At 67.5% G+C, this 15,893-nt stretch carries 12 protein-coding genes; 6 read left to right on the forward strand and 6 right to left on the reverse strand.

The features are described from left to right. Nucleotides 1-5: 5 nt before the first annotated feature. Entirely contained in the window at nucleotides 6-2,768 is a 2,763-nt protein-coding gene (gene mgtA / locus BCR55_RS25390) for a magnesium-translocating P-type ATPase (RefSeq protein WP_065496443.1), read from the reverse strand. A gap of 690 nt (nucleotides 2,769-3,458) precedes the next feature. Continuing rightward, complete coding sequence (locus BCR55_RS25400; protein ID WP_059940494.1) at nucleotides 3,459-5,108, reverse strand: S8 family peptidase; 1,650 nt, start codon at nucleotides 5,106-5,108, stop codon at nucleotides 3,459-3,461. A 267-nt stretch (nucleotides 5,109-5,375) separates the two neighbouring features. Between BCR55_RS25400 and BCR55_RS25405 the strand changes: the two genes are divergently transcribed. The 5 genes from BCR55_RS25405 to BCR55_RS25425 all read left to right on the forward strand — a co-directional run bounded on the left by BCR55_RS25405 (nucleotide 5,376) and on the right by BCR55_RS25425 (nucleotide 11,016). Next, nucleotides 5,376-6,272: a glutamate/aspartate ABC transporter substrate-binding protein gene (locus tag BCR55_RS25405; protein WP_006410345.1), complete on the forward strand. Its 897-nt coding sequence runs from the start codon at nucleotides 5,376-5,378 to the stop codon at nucleotides 6,270-6,272. Nucleotides 6,273-6,750: 478 nt separating this feature from the next. Continuing rightward, nucleotides 6,751-7,593: an ABC transporter substrate-binding protein gene (locus tag BCR55_RS25410; protein ID WP_006410350.1), complete on the forward strand. Its 843-nt coding sequence runs from the start codon at nucleotides 6,751-6,753 to the stop codon at nucleotides 7,591-7,593. A gap of 94 nt (nucleotides 7,594-7,687) precedes the next feature. Beyond that, the gene (locus BCR55_RS25415) at nucleotides 7,688-9,190 is read left to right on the forward strand and encodes an amino acid ABC transporter permease/ATP-binding protein (RefSeq protein WP_065496445.1); all 1,503 of its coding nucleotides are present in this window, start codon (nucleotides 7,688-7,690) and stop codon (nucleotides 9,188-9,190) included. Nucleotides 9,191-9,209: 19 nt separating this feature from the next. Beyond that, nucleotides 9,210-10,556 carry an amidase gene (locus BCR55_RS25420; protein WP_065496447.1) on the forward strand — a complete coding sequence of 449 codons (1,347 nt, stop codon included), beginning with the start codon at nucleotides 9,210-9,212 and terminating at the stop codon, nucleotides 10,554-10,556. Nucleotides 10,557-10,617: 61 nt separating this feature from the next. Continuing rightward, a complete protein-coding gene (locus BCR55_RS25425) occupies nucleotides 10,618-11,016 on the forward strand; it encodes an ectoine synthase (protein WP_006403382.1) in 399 nt (132 codons plus the stop codon). 66 nt (nucleotides 11,017-11,082) lie between these two features. Here BCR55_RS25425 and BCR55_RS25430 read toward each other — a convergent pair whose 3' ends face one another. From BCR55_RS25430 to BCR55_RS25440, 3 genes are all read right to left on the reverse strand, one after another. Beyond that, on the reverse strand, nucleotides 11,083-11,757 hold the full coding sequence (locus tag BCR55_RS25430; RefSeq protein ID WP_065496451.1) for a GntR family transcriptional regulator: 675 nt from the start codon (nucleotides 11,755-11,757) through the stop codon (nucleotides 11,083-11,085). A gap of 73 nt (nucleotides 11,758-11,830) precedes the next feature. Beyond that, nucleotides 11,831-12,691, reverse strand: coding sequence for a DUF1989 domain-containing protein (locus tag BCR55_RS25435; protein WP_053298461.1), 861 nt, complete (start codon nucleotides 12,689-12,691; stop codon nucleotides 11,831-11,833). Nucleotides 12,692-12,962: 271 nt separating this feature from the next. Beyond that, on the reverse strand, nucleotides 12,963-13,487 hold the full coding sequence (locus BCR55_RS25440) for a hypothetical protein (protein WP_006408460.1): 525 nt from the start codon (nucleotides 13,485-13,487) through the stop codon (nucleotides 12,963-12,965). A gap of 340 nt (nucleotides 13,488-13,827) precedes the next feature. Here BCR55_RS25440 and BCR55_RS25445 point away from each other — a divergent pair, with 340 nt between their 5' ends. Beyond that, a complete protein-coding gene (locus tag BCR55_RS25445; protein WP_006410346.1) occupies nucleotides 13,828-15,075 on the forward strand; it encodes a multidrug effflux MFS transporter in 1,248 nt (415 codons plus the stop codon). 13 nt (nucleotides 15,076-15,088) lie between these two features. Here BCR55_RS25445 and BCR55_RS25450 read toward each other — a convergent pair whose 3' ends face one another. Beyond that, nucleotides 15,089-15,778 (reverse strand): hypothetical protein, encoded by a 690-nt coding sequence (locus BCR55_RS25450; protein WP_053298462.1) that lies wholly within the window; start codon nucleotides 15,776-15,778, stop codon nucleotides 15,089-15,091. Nucleotides 15,779-15,893: the final 115 nt, after the last annotated feature.

A 15,893-nucleotide genomic window follows, 5' to 3' on the forward strand; every position in this document is an offset into this window, starting at 1 on the left:
GAAATTCAGAACCACTGCTTGTAGCGGCGCACGTAGATCGTCTTCACGATCTGCGCGAGCACGATGTAGCCGGCCATCGTCGCGACGAGCCACAGCCAGTAGCTGCCGGGCAGATGGATGAAGCCGAGCGCGTCGGCGAACGGCGAGAACGGCAGCCAGCAGCCGATCGCGATCGCCGTGATCGTCGACAGCAGCACCGGCAGCGACGCGGTGCTCTGCAGGAACGGGATCTTCTGCGTGCGCAGCAGATGCACGACGAGCGTCTGCGACACGAGGCTTTCGATGAACCAGCCGGAATTCATCACGATCTGGCCGCCGCTGCCACCGTGCAGGTGATACATCGCGCCGGCGCCGAACACGGTCCACATCAGCACGTAGGTCGTGATGTCGAATACCGACGAGGTCGGGCCGACCCACAGCATGAAGCGGCGGATGTTGCCGGCCTCCCACTTGCGCGGCTTCTTCAGGAACTCGGGATCCATCCGGTCCCACGGCAGCAGCATCTGCGACGTGTCGTAGATCAGGTTCAGCACGAGCAGCTGCGTCGCGAGCATCGGCTCCCACGGCAGGAATGCGCTCGCGACGAGCACCGAGAACACGTTGCCGAAGTTCGAGCTCGCGGTCATGTTCAGATACTTCAGGATGTTGCCGAACGTCTCGCGGCCCTTGATCACGCCTTCCTCGAGCACCATGAGGCTCTTCTCGAGCAGGATGATGTCGGCGGTTTCCTTCGCGATGTCCGCGCCGGTGTCGACCGAGATGCCGACGTCGGCATCGCGCAGCGCGGGCGCATCGTTGATCCCGTCGCCGAGAAAACCGACCGTATGGCCGTTCGCTTGCAGCGCCTTCACGATGCGCGCCTTCTGCAGCGGCGTAAGCTTCGCGAACACCGTCGTGCGTTCGACCGCATCGGCGAGCGCCGTGTCGTCGAGCGCGTCGATCTGCGGACCGAGCAACGGCGTGCCGGGCGACAGGCCGACCTGCCGGCAGACCTTCATCGTGACGATCGCGTTGTCGCCGGTCAGCACCTTCACCGCGACGCCGTTTTCGCGCAGCGCCGCGAGCGCCGGCGCGGCCGATTCCTTCGGTGGATCGAGGAAGGTCAGGAAGCCGCGCACGACGAGATCGCGTTCGTCGGCGGTGCGGTACTGTTCGCGCTCGTCGCCGCGCGCGATCGCGCGCGTCGCGAGCACGAGCACGCGGAAGCCGTCCTCGTTGTATGCGTTCGCCTGTTCGAGGAGCCGCTGGCGCGCGGTGAAGTCGAGTGGACGCAGCCCGTGCTCGTCCTGGACATGCGTGGATACCGCAAGCATTTCGTCGACCGCGCCCTTGCAGATCAGCAGATGCGCGCCGTGCGCGTCCGCGACGACGACCGACAGGCGGCGGCGCACGAAGTCGAACGGCAGCTCGTCGATCTTGCGGTAGCCGTGCGGCTTCACCGAGTCGCCGATTTCGTCCGCGCGCGCGACGATGGCGGCGTCGATCAGATTCTTCTGGCCGCTCTGATGGAAGCTGTTCAACCAGCCGAGACGCAGCACGTCCTCGTTCCGATAGCCGGACGCATCGAGATGATGCTCGAGGATGATGCGGTCCTGCGTGAGCGTGCCGGTCTTGTCGGTGCAGAGCACGTCCATCGCGCCGAAGTTCTGCACCGCATTGAGCCGCTTGACGACGACCTTGCGGCGCGCCATCGCGACCGCGCCGCGCGCGAGGTTCGCGCTGACGATCATCGGCAGCATTTCCGGCGTCAGGCCGACCGCGACCGCGAGCGCGAACGTGAGTGCGCTGAGCCAGTCGCCTTTGGTCAGCCCGTTGATCATGAACACGATCGGTACCATCACGCACATGAACCGGATCAGCAGCCAGCTCACGCTCGCGACGCCGCGGTCGAAGCTCGTCTCGATCCGCTTGTGGCTAACGACGTTGCGCGCAAGCGAACCGAGGTACGTGTCTTCGCCGGTCGCGACGACGACGGCGGTCGCGGTGCCGCTGACGACGTTCGTGCCCATGTAGCACACGTTCTCGTGATCGAGCGGCGACACGGGCACGTTGCCGGCGTCGCCCGGCGCATGCGCGTTCGCGGATTTGCCGGCGACCGCGCCGAGCGTGTCGTACTTCTCGACCGGCAGCGCTTCACCGGTCAGCACGGCCTGGCTGATGAACAAGTCGCGCGACGCAAGCAGCCGCACGTCGGCCGGCACCATGTCGCCGGCCGACAGATGCACGACGTCGCCGACGACGACGTTGCGCATCGGCACGTCGCGGCGCGCCGGTTCCGCCGTCGCCGTCGTCGCGCGCAGCACGGTCGCGGTCGTGCGCACCATCGCCTTCAGCTTTTCCGCCGCGCGCAGCGAGCGGAATTCCTGCACGAAGCGCAGCACCGCGCTGATCACGACCATCGTGAGCAGGATCGTGGTGCCGACGTAATCGCGGTCGTCGGGCGCCGCGAACCACACGTCGGTCAGGAAGCTGATCGCGGCCAGGACCAGCAGCACGTAGACGAACGGGCTGTGGAATGCGCGCAGCAGCTGGATCGTCCAGTGCGGCGGCTTGTCGTGCGCGATTTCGTTCGGGCCGTCGTCCTGCAGACGCTCGGCGGCCCGCGCTTCGGTGAGACCGCGCGTGGTCGTTTGCAGGATCTTCAGCAGCTCGTCGAGCGGCTGCGCCGCATACTGCGCAGCGCGCACGATCTGCGTATCGTGGTGTGCAGCTGTGCCGGCCGCGACGAAGCCGCGCTGTTTCTTCTTCGTTGGAATGCGTTGTGTCATGGGTCGCTCCTGGCGCGCGGCGTGGCGGCGGGAGCGACCGTGACGTCAGCGACGCACGCGCGCAGCCCGCCGCGTCGCATCGCGCGCGATCGGGGGTGATTCGGTAACGGCGGAAACGCTCGCCGGCGCGCGTGGCGCGACCGATCGGACGATGCGCCACGGCGCACCGGCGAGCGGTAATCGACTACTGTCGTCCGGGTTCATCTGCGCTCCTGTCGGTAACGGGTCAACGGCACGGCCGAACGGCGGCCACGCATGCGCGAACGCATGCGGCCGGTCGGCGCGCGAACGGAAAACGCACGCGGCAACGCCGCGCGCGGCACGAACGCACGCGCGCGACGGCGCACGCGTGTCGTTCGACATCATCGAAAAATTCGGCGGGGAATCGGGCCGGTCAGGCCGGAAGGGCGCCGCATCCTGCTTCCCGGGATGCGGCAGAAGACGAGGCTCTGCGCAGTTTCCTCAGGCAGCAGTCAAGTTGGCCAAGCGCCAACTACAACTCGCATCGGTGTTCACAGAACACTCCATGTAATCAGACGGGGGCGATGGTAATAGCTCGTGCTGCTAAGCGTCAACCCTTTTTGCCGGCCGCTCGATGCTTCGCGCGGGGGCGGTGCCCGCGAGACAGGCCGCGATACAGGCCGCGAGACAGCCGCGAGACGCGATGCGTGCGCGGCTGTCTCGCGTGCGTCACGGTGCCGCGGACGCGACCGCCGCGCCTGCGTCGAGGATGCCCGAACCGGCCGGCGCCGCCGTGCACGACGTGCCCGCGGCGAGCTTCGCGGCGCGCGTGCCGCCTTGCAGCTTCTGCTGGATCTGCGCGGGCGTCAGGTTGCCGTTCACCGACAGCATCAGCGCGGCGACGCCGCTCACCTGCGGCGCGGCGAAGCTCGTGCCGTTCGCGGGGCCGTACGTGTCGGTGCCCGGCGTCGTCGTGCCCGAATTCGCGGTCGACACGATGCCGACACCCGGTGCACTCAGTGCGACGTCGGAGCCGAAGTTGCTGAACGACGCGCGGCGGCCGGTCGAATCGGTCGCGCCGACCGCGATCACGCCGCGGCAGTTCGCGGGCTGGTCGAGCGCGGTCGACTGGCCGTCGTTGCCGGCCGCGACGACGACGGTCACGCCCTTCGCGGTCACGTCGTCGATCGCCTGCTGGAACGTCGTGCTGCACGCGCCGGTGCCGCCGAGGCTCAGGTTGATCACCTTCGCGGGCGTCGGATTGTTCGGCGCGCCGTTGACGGGGATGCCGGCCGCCCAGCGCATCGCATCGGCAATGTCGCTCGTCGAGCCGCCGCATTTGCCGAGCACGCGCACGGGCAGGATGCGGCCGAGCCACGACACGCCGGCGATGCCCATGCCGTTGTTCGCGTTTGCGCCGATCACGCCCATCACGCGCGTGCCGTGCCACGTGCTGTTGCTCGGCTGGCTTTCGCAGTGGTAGTACGGGCCGTTCGGATCGTCGAGTTCCTGCTGCGTGACCCAGTCGCCGGGATCGGTCGCGTCGCTGCCGCGCGTCTTGCCGTTGTTGCTGACGTTGATGTCGGAGATGAAGCTGTAGCCGGGCAGCAGGTTCGCGTTGAGATCCTCGTGCGGCCGATAGCCGGTGTCGAGTACGGCCGTGACGACGCTCGGCGAGCCCTTCGTGCGATCCCAGGCGGCCGGCAGATCGACGCCGCCGGTCTGATCGAACAGATACCACTGTTGGTTGTAGTCGGGGTCGGTCGGCGTGTCGCGCACGTTCATCCGGTGATCGGGTTCCGCGTAGTCGACGTCGGCATCGGCCGCGAACGCCTGCGCGAGCGCGTCGGCGTCGGCCGCGGCGATGCGCTGGCCGAGCGCGAGCACGGCCGCGCCGTTCGAGATCGTGCGCTCGACCTGCACGTTCAGCGACGTCTGCGCGGCGGTGCTCGCATAGGCGCGCGCGGTGCCGACCGGCGCATTCCAGCGTGCGATCGAGCGCTGGATCACGGCGTCGAAGCGCGATGCGGTGTCGGCGGCCGCCATCGCATGCGTGGCGGTCGACGTTTTCAGCCGAACGATCAGATGATCGACCGGCGGTTCGGTCGGCGCGACGCTCTGAGCGGCCATCTGCGCGGCGGCTTGCGAGGTCGTGCACGCGCCGTTGCCCGACGATGCCGGCGGCGCGCTCGGTGCCGGCGCGGGCGTCGGCGTCGGCGTCGGTGCCGGAGACGCGTTCGACGGCGGCGTCGTGCCGCCGTCGCCGCCGCCTCCGCCGCAGCCCGCGAGAGGAAGGAGGGCGGCGGCCGACAGGATGCCGGCGAGCATGCGCGCGTGGCCAGCGCGTGCCACGGCAAGGTTGAGACGTTTCGCGCTCATGTTGAAACTCGATCCTCGTTAGGAAGCCGTCGTGCCGGCGTGGAACCCGGGCCGGCCGCGCCGGACCCGTTACTGCGGGCGCGGCGGCGGGATGCCGCGTGCGCCTTGCTGTGGGTAACGGCTGCCGCGGCGGCTTCTTGAGGCGATTCGCACAGAAATGCGTGCGCGACGGCAAACGGTTGCGTTTCCTTACGCTTTCCCTGATGCGACGCGAATTTTGTCGGGCGTACGATCGCGGTTCGATCAACGTTTTGTCAGGAGAAAAGCATGGATCGCCGCTTTCGTTGGGCCGCTGTCGCGTTGTCCTGTGCGCTGGCCGGCGCCGCGCATGCCCAGGCGCTGACCGGCACGCTGAAGAAGATCAAGGACACGGGCGTCGTGTCGCTCGGCATCCGCGAATCGTCGGTGCCGTTCTCTTACTCGGACAATCAGCAGAAGAATATCGGCTACTCGCGCGACATCGCCGCGCGGATCATCGATCAGCTGAAGGCGGACCTGAGCCTGCCGGGCCTCACGGTGAAGGAGATTCCGATCACGTCGCAGAACCGGATTCCGCTGCTGCAGAACGGCACGATCGACTTCGAATGCGGATCGACGACGAACACGCTCGAACGGCAGAAGCAGGCCGCGTTCTCGAACAGCATCTTTCTGTACGGCATCCGCTTCAGCACGCGGAAGGACTCGGGCGTGAAGGACTTCCCGGATCTCGCGGGCAAGACGGTCGCGACGACGGCGGGCACGTCGGACGAGCGGCTGCTGCGCAAGCTGAACGAGGAGAAGGGGATGAACATGACGATCATCAGCGCGAAGGATCACGCGGAAGCGTTCATGAACGTGACGACCGGCCGCGCGGTCGCGTTCGTGATGGACGAGCCGCTGCTGTACGGCGAGATCGCGAAGGATCGCAATCCGGGCGCCTATACGGTGACCGGCACGCCGCTGATGCACGAGAACTACGCGTGCATGATGCGCAAGGACGATCCGGCGTTCAAGCGCGTCGTCGACGGCGTGATCGCGAAGATGCAGACATCCGGTGAAGCGGAGAAGCTCTACGATCGCTGGTTCATGCAGCCGATCCCGCCGAAGGGCGTGAGCCTGAACTATCCGCTGTCGCCGGAGATGAAGCAGCTCTTCAAGAATCCTACCGATCAGGCGCAGTACTGATTCGCACGCGCTCGGCGCGTCGTATCGCATGCGTGCGCCGTTCGGCACGCACGACGCATGCGTCGTATGATCGGCGAAACATCGCGGCCGTCCGATGCCGGTGCGGCCGTCTCACGATCCGTTGCATAGCCTGCAACGCGGCGCGCGCAGCCCGCGCGACGTCGCTTGCCGATGCACGTGCCGTTCCCTCCGCGCGACGCAGCTGAACCGCCGATCCGCGTCGTGTTCACCCATCGTTGATTCCCTTTTGTTCCCACACGCGCCCGCACGCCGCGCGATCGCATGCATGCGCGCACGCTCCGCATGCCCGCATCGGGTCCGGGCGTAAACCCGGATTCAGATTTCAATTTGAACTGGTCAGAATCGGCCGAAATTGTTCAACAATTTTCGGCGTAAAAGCCTGCGAAGCCGCATGGGGCGGCGCGCAGGCGCAGTTGCGAGCCGTTTGCGCGATAGCCGAAAAATCGGGAGTCACGCCATGTCCGGTCAGTCTTCGCTTCGACGTTTCCTTCGCGGCGCGCTCGTGCCGCTGGCTTTCGCGGCTTCGCTCGCATCGGCGGCGCCGCTGCAGACGGTGAAGCCCGGCACGCTGCTGATCGGCTCCGATCTCACCTATCCGCCGTACGCCTATCTCGACGGCGGCAAGCCGGCCGGCTTCGATGCCGAGTTCTCGCGGATGCTCGCGACGCATCTGAAGCTCGAGCCGGTCTTCCTCGACACGCGCTTTCCCGATCTGATTCTCGGCATGAAGGCGCGCCGCTTCGATGTCGTCGCCTCCGCGCTGTACGTGACGCCCGATCGCGTGAAGCAGGTCGACTTCGTGCCGTACCTGAAGACGGGCGCGTCGCTGCTCGTCGCGAAGGGCAGCGCGTATCGGCCGAAAACGCCCGACGAACTCTGCGGCAAGCGCGTCGGCTCGATCAAGGGCGCGTCGTGGACGCCGAAGCTGCGCGCGATCTCGACCGACACCTGCAAGCCGGCGGGCCGCGGCGAAATCGCGATCCTCGAATTTCCGACGTCGCCGGAGGCGACGTCCGCGCTGATGTCGAAGGCCGTCGACGTGCAGATCGAGGACGCGGCCGTCGCGCAGGGCATTCCGAAGCAGACGAACGGGCGTGTCGAGCCGAGCTCCACGACGCTGCTGTATCCGATCGTGATCGGCCTCGGCGTGACGAAGGGCGACGGCGGGCTGCAGCACGCGCTCGAAGGTGCGCTGAACGACGCGAAGCGCAGCGGCGAATACGGCAGTCTCGTGAAGAAGTACGGGCTGCAGGAGCCGACGGCCGCCGACGTCGCGGCCGCGCTCGGCACCGCGAAGTAGCCGCACGCGTTCGCGCGTACGCCGCTGCGGCGGCCGTTCGCCTCGCGCGATGCGCGGGCGGCCGCTTTCCCTTCCGCCGGTTGAGGAGTCTCCGATGCAGTTCGATTGGCACTATGCGTTGCAGCTGTTGTGGGACAAGGATTTCTGGCGCGCGTGCGTCGTCGTCGTGAAGCTCAGCGTGTCGGTGTGGGTGCTCGGCGTGCTGCTCGGCTTTCCGGTCGCGCTGGCGCGGCAGTCGCATCAGCCGGCGCTTAAACGCGCTGCGGCCGTTTATATCTGGTTCTTCCGGAGCCTGCCGCTGCTCGTACTGCTCGTGTTCATCTACAACCTGCCGCAGGTGTTTCCCGCGACCAGCACCGTGCTGTCCGATCCGTTCACGGCCGGCCTGATCGCGATGGTGCTCAGCGAGACGGCGTATTTCGCGGAGATCCATCGCGGCGGCATTCTATCGGTGCCGCGCGGGCAGCTCGAGGCCGGCCGTGCGCTCGGCATCCGCTTCACCGGCATCCAGCGCATGATCGTGATGCCACAGGCGATCCGCATCGCGCTGCCGGCGCTCGCGAACGAGTTCATCACGATCGTGAAGCTCACTTCGCTCGTATCGGTGATTTCGCTCGCCGAGATTCTGCTCGTCGGCCAACGGCTGTACACGCAGAACTTCCTCGTGTTCGAAACGATGCTGGCCGTCGCGTTCTACTACGTGCTGATCGTCACGGTATTCAGCCGTTTGCTCGGCTATCTCGAACGGCATCTCGACGTCAGCCGCCGCACGGCGGCGCAGCCGGCGCCGGCGAGTGAGGCGCTGCCGCTGTCGGCAGCGGCCGCCGCGCCACGGCCGCGTGCGACCGCCGAGTTCGCACTGCGGCTCAAGGGCATCCAGCAGCGCTACGGCCGCCATGAAGTGCTGAAGGACATTCATCTCGACGTCGCGCCCGGGCAAGTCGTGTCGATCATCGGGCCGTCGGGGTCCGGCAAGACGTCGCTGATCCGCACGATCAATGGGCTGGCGCCGCTGAACGCGGGCGAGATCGAGCTGTACGGCGCGCCGTTCATTCGTGCGGCGGGCGCGCATCCGCCGCGCGTGCCGAACGACCGCCTCCTCGATATCGGCATGGTGTTCCAGAGCTTCAACCTGTTTCCGCATCGCACCGCGCTGCAGAACGTGATGATGGCGCCGTGCTATCACCGCCAGGCCGATACCGATGCGATCCGCGTGCAGGCGCTGTCGCTGTTGTCGAAGGTCGGGATGCTCGAGCATGCGAACAAGTATCCGCACCAGCTGTCGGGCGGCCAGCAGCAGCGCGTCGCGATTGCGCGTGCGCTCGCGACGCGCCCGTCGATCATGTTGTTCGACGAGCCGACGTCGGCGCTCGATCCGGAGCTGGTCGGCGAAGTACTGAAGGTCGTCGAGACGCTCGCGAAGGAAGGGATGACGATGATCATCGTCACGCACGAAATGAACTTCGCGTTCAAGGTGTCCGACCGCATCGTCTTCATGGAGAACGGCCGCATCCTCTACGACGTGCCGCCCGAGCGCATACGGGCGAGCGGCGACGCACGCGTGAAGGATTTTCTGCGGCATGTTCACTTCGCATGATGGGACGCGAGGCTCACGCATGAACGGCTTCGATTTTCCGCACGACGAACGGCGCGACGCGCGCCCCTGCGTCGACCGGTTGCGCGCATGCATTGCCCGTGCGGCCGCGCATCCGGACGACATCGGCACCGCATGGCTGGCGCGTCGCGACGCGGCGGCGCTCGCCGAGGCGCACGAATGGGACCGGCGCGCGCGTCACGGCGGCGCCGCGCCGCTGGCCGGTGCGGTGCTGACGGTGAAGGCGTGTTTCGACTGCGAAGGCTGGGTCACGCATGCAGGCTCGCGCGTACTCGCCGACGATCCGCCGGCGCGCACCGACGCGGCAGTGGTCGCGGCGCTGCGACGCGCCGGCGCCGTGCTCATTGCGCAGACCGCGATGACGGAGTTCGCGTACGGCGCGCTCGGCGTGAACCGCACCTACGGCACGCCGGCGACGCCGCTCGACGCGCATCGCGAGCGCGTGGCAGGCGGGTCGAGCTCGGGCGCCGCGGTGTCGATCGCGCTGGGCGTCGCCGATCTGTCGGTCGGCTCGGACACGAGCGGATCGGCTCGCATTCCGGCCGCATTCTGCGGCGTGGCGGGGTTCAAGCCCTCGCGCGGCCGCTATCCCGATGCGGGCATGCAATTCCTGTCGACGACGTTCGACGTGCCAGGCCTGATCGCCGCGACGGCCGCGCGATGCCGCGATGCGGACGCCGCGCTGCACGGCCGTGCGGCCGCTGCCGCGACGCCGATGCCTGCGCGAATCGGCGACCTGCATTTCGTCGTGCCGGAACGCTTCGCGACCGACGACAACGATGCAGCGGTCGCGCAGGCGTTCGACGCGTGGCTGTCGCGGCTATCCGCGTGCGGCGCGCGCATCGAGCGCAAGCGGCTCGATTGCATCGTCGAGGCCGGTGCGGTTGCGCGCGAGGGCGGCATCATCGCGGCCGAGGCGTTCAGTCTGCATCGCGCGCGGCTCGCGGCGTGCGCGGATCGCTACGACCCGCTCGTCGCCGCACGCATCACTGCGGGCGAGCAGGTGCGTGCGCACGACTATGCGGCTGCGCTGGTGCGTCTGCGCGCACTGGCCGACTCGTACGACGCGGCGCTCGGCGAAGCGGACGCGGTGCTCACGCCGACGGTGCCGATGCTGCCGCCGCGTATGCCCGAGCTGGCCGACACCGCCGTCTATCTCGCGCAGAATGCGCGCGCATTCCGGCTCACCGAGTTCGCGAACCGGCTCGATCTGCCGAGCATCAGCGTGCCGGCGGACCGCCGGCGGAACAGGCCGATCGGGCTGCTGATGACCGGACGCCGCGGCGGCGATGCAAGCCTGCTCGATGCGGCAGTGCGCGTCGAACACGCGCTGGACGCATGCAGATGAACCGTTTCCCGTCGGCGGGGCACGCCCTGCCGTTTTTCATTGTCACCATTCCGAGGTGCTCATGATCGTCGTAAGATCGGCCGACATTGCCCACACCGAACGCCACGCAAGCGGGCCTGGTTGGGACAGCAAGCGGATGATCGTCAAGCAGGACGGCGTCGGCTATTCCGTTCACGAAACGCGCGTGCACGAAGGCGCGGAGCTGCATCTGCATTACAAGCATCACTTCGAGACCAACTATTGCGTCGCAGGCGAAGGGGAGGTGGTCGATACGGCAACCGGCGACGTGCACCGCATCACGCCGGGCACGGTCTACGCGCTGAACCGGAACGACGCGCACATTCTGCGCGCGACGCGCGGCGATCTGCATCTGGTCTGCGTGTTCAATCCGCCGCTGACGGGGCGCGAAACGCATCGCGAAGACGGCAGCTATGCGCTGCCGGCCGGCGACGACGTGTAAGGCCGGCCCGCCGTCGTCGCATGCGTGCCGCATCGCGCGGCATGCATGCGGCGTGCGCTGCGTGCGCTACGCGGCGTCGCGATGGGTGCGGCGGATCGCGTCGACGAGCATGCGCTCGGAATCGTCGAGATAGCGTGCGAGCACCGTCACGGCTTCGCTTCGGCGGTTCTGCGTGAGCAGATCGTAGATGCGGTATTCGCGTTCGATCCAGTCGGGCGTCTGCACGCGTTTCTCGTCGGGATCGGACGCGAACACGAGACGCAGCTGCGCAGAGATCGTCCGGAAGAATTCGTCGAGCAGCGCGGACTTCTGCAGCGCGACGATATGCTGATGAAACCGCAGGCTATGCGTGCCGACGGCCTGCCAGTTCTCTTTCGCGAGTTCGCGCTCGGCCGCGCGGATCGCCGATTGCATCTTGTCGAGCAGCACTGGTTGCGCGAGCTCGGCCGTATTCAGCGCATGCAGTTCGAGCGTGCGACGCGCGACGTACAGATCGCGTACGTCCTGGCGATTGAGCGTGCGCACGACCACGCCCTTGTGCCGCACGAACGTGACGAGCCCCTCGCGGCCAAGCTGATGCAGGACTTCGCGAAGCGAATTGCGCGACGTGTCGTATTCGGCGGCGAGGTCCATCTCGATCAGCGCGGTGCCGGGCGGCAGCTTGCCGCTGATGATGTGCTCGCGCAATTGATGGCTGATCCGGTCGGCGACCGATTGTCCTCTCGCTTTTTCGCTTGCCATGCTGTCCGTTCGCTCCTGTCCGATCGCCGCCGGCGTGGCCGGCCGGCGGCGTTTCGCCATTCTACGGGCTTTGTCACGCCGTGCCGTCGTGCTGCCAGCTCGCCTGTGGCGGCTGCATGCCGTGCTGGCCGCGATACGGCGCGACGGCCGGCGACGACCAGCCTGCGAGCAGGCTCGGATCGAGCCGGTAGATCTCGACGCCGAGCGGCCGGCACACGTCGATCGGATCGCGTGCGTCGGGCCCCCACATCGGCACGGACAGATCGCCGCCCGGGCACGTCGACATCGCACACAACAGATCGATCTCGGCGAAGAACTCCAGATAGTCGCCCGGTTTCGCCGGGCAGGCTTTCATGAAGTATTTGTCGTCGTCGTTCAGGCCCGTGCACTGGAACACGTTCAGCACGTCGTGCACGTCGAATTCGGTCAGCCCGTACGGCGCAACCGCGCGCACGAGGTTCGAGTGGCAGTGGAAATGGAAGTCCTCGCCGGTCAGCAGCTTGTTGACGTACGGATCGCAGCGTGTGCCGAGCAGGTCGTGCACACGGCCGCCGTCGCCGTCGACGCCGTAGTCGGCGAGCGTGTCGTCGGTGATCGTCGCCATCGGGCGCAGATACGGCAGCGTCGACCACAGGCGATCGAACGTCGTCACGTGCGCCGCCTGCAGCTGACGCGTGCGCGACGCCCACATCCGCTCGCGCGGATTGTGCAGGTTCCACATGTTCAGATCGGCGACCTGCGGCCCCTCGAGCGTGACGATCCGGAACACGTGGCCGGCCGGGACCGTCCAGGCGAACCCGCTGCGGATCGGCACGACGTGCGATTCGATGCGCTCGCGCGCGTCGCGACGCTGCGCGATCGCGGCATAGAACGATTTGTCGACGTTCAGGACGGAGCCTTTGGTGACCTGGTAAGCGGCGGGATAGCTGGACATGACGCGTTGCTCTCGACGAAGGTGGCGGATACGGGCGGTCGGCCGGAAGCCTTTGCAGTGGCCGGTCAGGCGTCAATTCGGATGGTTGATTGTTCAACAATCCGTTGGCGCTGCGAGGAGTATAGGCGGAGGGCGGGGCCGCGTGTCAACCGGCGGAAAGTACCGAGAAGTACCGCGCGCGGCGCGGGCGTGCAGGCGCGCTCGCTGCGGGAGGAGATAAAAAAACCGCCGGCACGCGCCGGCGGTTCTGGCATGCGATGCGTACGCAGTGTCAGATGCTGACCTGCGGGCCGCGCGCGGCCGGCACGGCGGGTGCAGCCGGGCGTTTCGCGGGCGGCTGCGCCGGCACGAGCACGACGACCGGCTCGGGCATCGCCCACATCGGCATCGCGAAGGCGACCGGCTGCGGCATCGGCATCGCGAACGCATTTGCGAGCGCGACATGCTGGAGCGCCATCATCTGCTGCTGCATCGCGATCATCTGCGCCTGGGCGGCACGCATCTGCAGCTCGGCGGCCTGGATTTGCCGCAGCGCGGCGGCCGGCGGCATGCCGCCGGTCGAGGTCTGCATCTCGAAGCTCGCACTGCCGTTCGGGCTATGCCAGCTCCAGGTGCTGACCTTCATCGGACCGGCGGCCGTTTGCACGACGCGCGTCTCGGCCTTCACGGGCACGGCTTGCCCGTTCACATTGACGAACATCGGTTGCGCGGCGGGGGCCGTTGCTGCCTGACCGGCCAGAGCGAGGACCGGCATCAGTGCCAGCGCGCCCGCCGCCATGTACGAACGGAATCGCATAGTTGTTTCTCCATCGAGCGAAACTGATCGAATGACATTCCACTTCATCGTGCGGCTCGCGCAGCGAGCCACCGTGACTATGCGTCGGCAAGCTTAAGTCAGAATTAAAAATCGGGACAGGCGCCGAGCCGCGGCGGCATGGCGGGGCGCAAGGGCTGCGGGCGGGGCGATGCACGCACGGCCGGCCGCCGCAATCCGGGTTCAACCGCACCGGTGCCAGGGAGAATCACATCGTGCCGCGCAACAACAGGCACAATACGCACCCACGCGCCGCGCACACGTGTTCGCATTTCGAACGACGTGGCGATGCGTCGCCGCCGTTCGAATCGTTCCCGTCCTCATGAATCCCACACTCGCTTCCGCGCGCGAGTCGAACTCGCCGCGCTTCCTGCTGTTCCTGATCTGCCTGTTCGCTTCCGCCGGCCAGCTCGCGATCGACATCTACGTGCCCGCGCTGCCCGACATGGCACGCTCGTTCGCGACGACGCCGCAGGCGATCCAGTCGAGCGTGTCGGGCTACATGGCCGCGTATGCGCTCGGTCAGCTGATCTTCGGCCCGATCGCCGACGCGTACGGCCGCAAGCGCGTGCTCGCGTTCGGTCTCGTCATCTATACGATCGGCTGCCTGCTGTCGCTCGGCGCGCCGAACCTCGAGACCTTCGTGCTCGCGCGCTGTCTGCAGGGCTTCGGGATCGCGACGACGAACCTGCTCGCGAAGGCGATCATCACCGATTCGTTCTCGGGGCAGGCGCTGATGCACGCGTTCACCTACATGTCGATCGCGTGGGGGCTCGCGCCGATCGTCGCGCCGGTGATCGGCGCGCATCTGCAGACCTGGTTCGGCTGGCGCGCGTGCCTCGTGTTCCTGCTCGTGTATTCGCTCGTGATGTGGGCGCTGCTGTGGCGCTACCGGGAGACCTTGCCGAAGCCCGTTCATCTCGAGCCGCGCACGCTGATCGCGAATGCGGGCAAGGTGCTGGCGAGCCCGGTATTCCAGAGCTGCTTCCTCGCGCAAGGCCTGTGCTACAGCATCCTGCTCGTGTTCAACATCGTCGGACCGTTCATGGTGCAGAACACGCTGCACCAGCCGCCGACGTTCTTCGGCTATCTCGCGCTCGGCATCGGGCTGATGTATTTCCTCGGCGGCCTGTCGAACCGGATTCACGGACGCGGCCTGCCGAGCGCCGAGCAGCGGTTGCGCATCGGCGCGCGCGCGATGGCGTGCGCGGCCGTCGCGATGCTCGTGCTCGCGCTGACCGTCGGCCTGCGCGTCTGGACGCTCGCGACGCCGGTGCTCGTGATGGGCTTCTGCGCAGGCGCGATGTATCCGACGCTGATGGCCAAGGGCAATTCGCTGTTCCCGCATATCGCGGGGCTCACCAGCGCGATTCTCGGCTGCGCGCTGCTGCTCGTATCGTCCGCGATGATGGGGCTCGCCGGCTTCGTCTCGGTGCAGGTGCTGACGCCGCTCGCGCTGTTCTTCGTCGCGCTGTCGTTCGTCGTCGTCTGGATGGTGACGAAGCTGCTGCGCTATCTGACGCAGCAGCAGGCCGCGACCGTCGCATGCGGCAGCGGCGAGACCGCGTAAGCGCGCGCGGCGTTCACAGGGGATGCGCCGCGCCGGACCGCGTCAGCAGCGCAACGGCCGCAGCAGCCGGCATCCCGTTCGAGTCGATCGCGCCGGCCTTTGCGAGCGCGTCGAGATCGCCGTCGACGCCCGGTTGACCGACCGTGAACGGCGTCGTCAGGAACGCCGCTGTCGAGAGCGTGACGGTGTAGCGCTGCTGCAGATTCGCGACCACTGCCGATTGCGCGGCCTGCACCGCGTCCGCGCTGCCCATTGCCTGCCGATAGCGTGCGGTGCCCTGGAAATTGCCGATCAGGCCGGCCGTATTCGTGCCGAGCTGCGCGGCCAGGTAGACGAGCAGCAATTCCGTTTCGGGCGTCGTGTTGAAGGTGCCGCCCGCATAGGCGAGGGAATGCAGCGTCGTGCCGCCCGACGTCACGGCGATCACGCAGGGCAGCGTCGCGTCGACGGTGACGCGGTAGTGGCCGCCGCCGTCGGTCAGCGTCGTCGCCGAGCCTTGCGCGCAACTGACGGTCACCGGTGCGCTGGCGAGCGCATGGCCGGTCGCAGCCGTGCCCGACAACGCGACGGGCTGCGTGCCGTCGTTGAAGCAGACGTCGAGGCCGAAGCACGCGTCGCCGTTGCAGGCCGCGAGCGTCGTCAGCGCGGCAGCGCAGCCGGTGCTAAGCGCGGAGCGGATGAAGCGCAGGGCGAGAGGGTTCATGGTCGCGGACGCTCGGGGAAAGGGGCAGCCGGAGTGGGGCGCGCGTGGCGCCGCTCCTATTCTATGTCCGGGATTTGCGCGACGCTTGTCTGTCTTGGCGGCGACGCGCGATGCG

Origin of the sequence: Burkholderia sp. CCA53 (assembly GCF_001685525.1) — a bacterium.
Classification (GTDB): Bacteria; Pseudomonadota; Gammaproteobacteria; order Burkholderiales; family Burkholderiaceae; genus Burkholderia; species Burkholderia multivorans.

What these genes read in the sequence shown, in the direction of transcription:
- BCR55_RS25405 (WP_006410345.1), top strand. Translation starts at nt 5,376, where the DNA reads ATGGATCGCCGCTTTCGTTGGGCCGCTGTCGCGTTGTCCTGTGCGCTG.
- BCR55_RS25415 (WP_065496445.1), top strand. Translation starts at nt 7,688, where the DNA reads ATGCAGTTCGATTGGCACTATGCGTTGCAGCTGTTGTGGGACAAGGAT.
- BCR55_RS25440 (WP_006408460.1), bottom strand. Translation starts at nt 13,487, where the DNA reads ATGCGATTCCGTTCGTACATGGCGGCGGGCGCGCTGGCACTGATGCCG.
- BCR55_RS25445 (WP_006410346.1), top strand. Translation starts at nt 13,828, where the DNA reads ATGAATCCCACACTCGCTTCCGCGCGCGAGTCGAACTCGCCGCGCTTC.
- BCR55_RS25420 (WP_065496447.1), top strand. Translation starts at nt 9,210, where the DNA reads ATGAACGGCTTCGATTTTCCGCACGACGAACGGCGCGACGCGCGCCCC.
- mgtA (WP_065496443.1), bottom strand. Translation starts at nt 2,768, where the DNA reads ATGACACAACGCATTCCAACGAAGAAGAAACAGCGCGGCTTCGTCGCG.
- BCR55_RS25435 (WP_053298461.1), bottom strand. Translation starts at nt 12,691, where the DNA reads ATGTCCAGCTATCCCGCCGCTTACCAGGTCACCAAAGGCTCCGTCCTG.
- BCR55_RS25430 (WP_065496451.1), bottom strand. Translation starts at nt 11,757, where the DNA reads ATGGCAAGCGAAAAAGCGAGAGGACAATCGGTCGCCGACCGGATCAGC.
- BCR55_RS25425 (WP_006403382.1), top strand. Translation starts at nt 10,618, where the DNA reads ATGATCGTCGTAAGATCGGCCGACATTGCCCACACCGAACGCCACGCA.
- BCR55_RS25400 (WP_059940494.1), bottom strand. Translation starts at nt 5,108, where the DNA reads ATGAGCGCGAAACGTCTCAACCTTGCCGTGGCACGCGCTGGCCACGCG.
- BCR55_RS25450 (WP_053298462.1), bottom strand. Translation starts at nt 15,778, where the DNA reads ATGAACCCTCTCGCCCTGCGCTTCATCCGCTCCGCGCTTAGCACCGGC.
- BCR55_RS25410 (WP_006410350.1), top strand. Translation starts at nt 6,751, where the DNA reads ATGTCCGGTCAGTCTTCGCTTCGACGTTTCCTTCGCGGCGCGCTCGTG.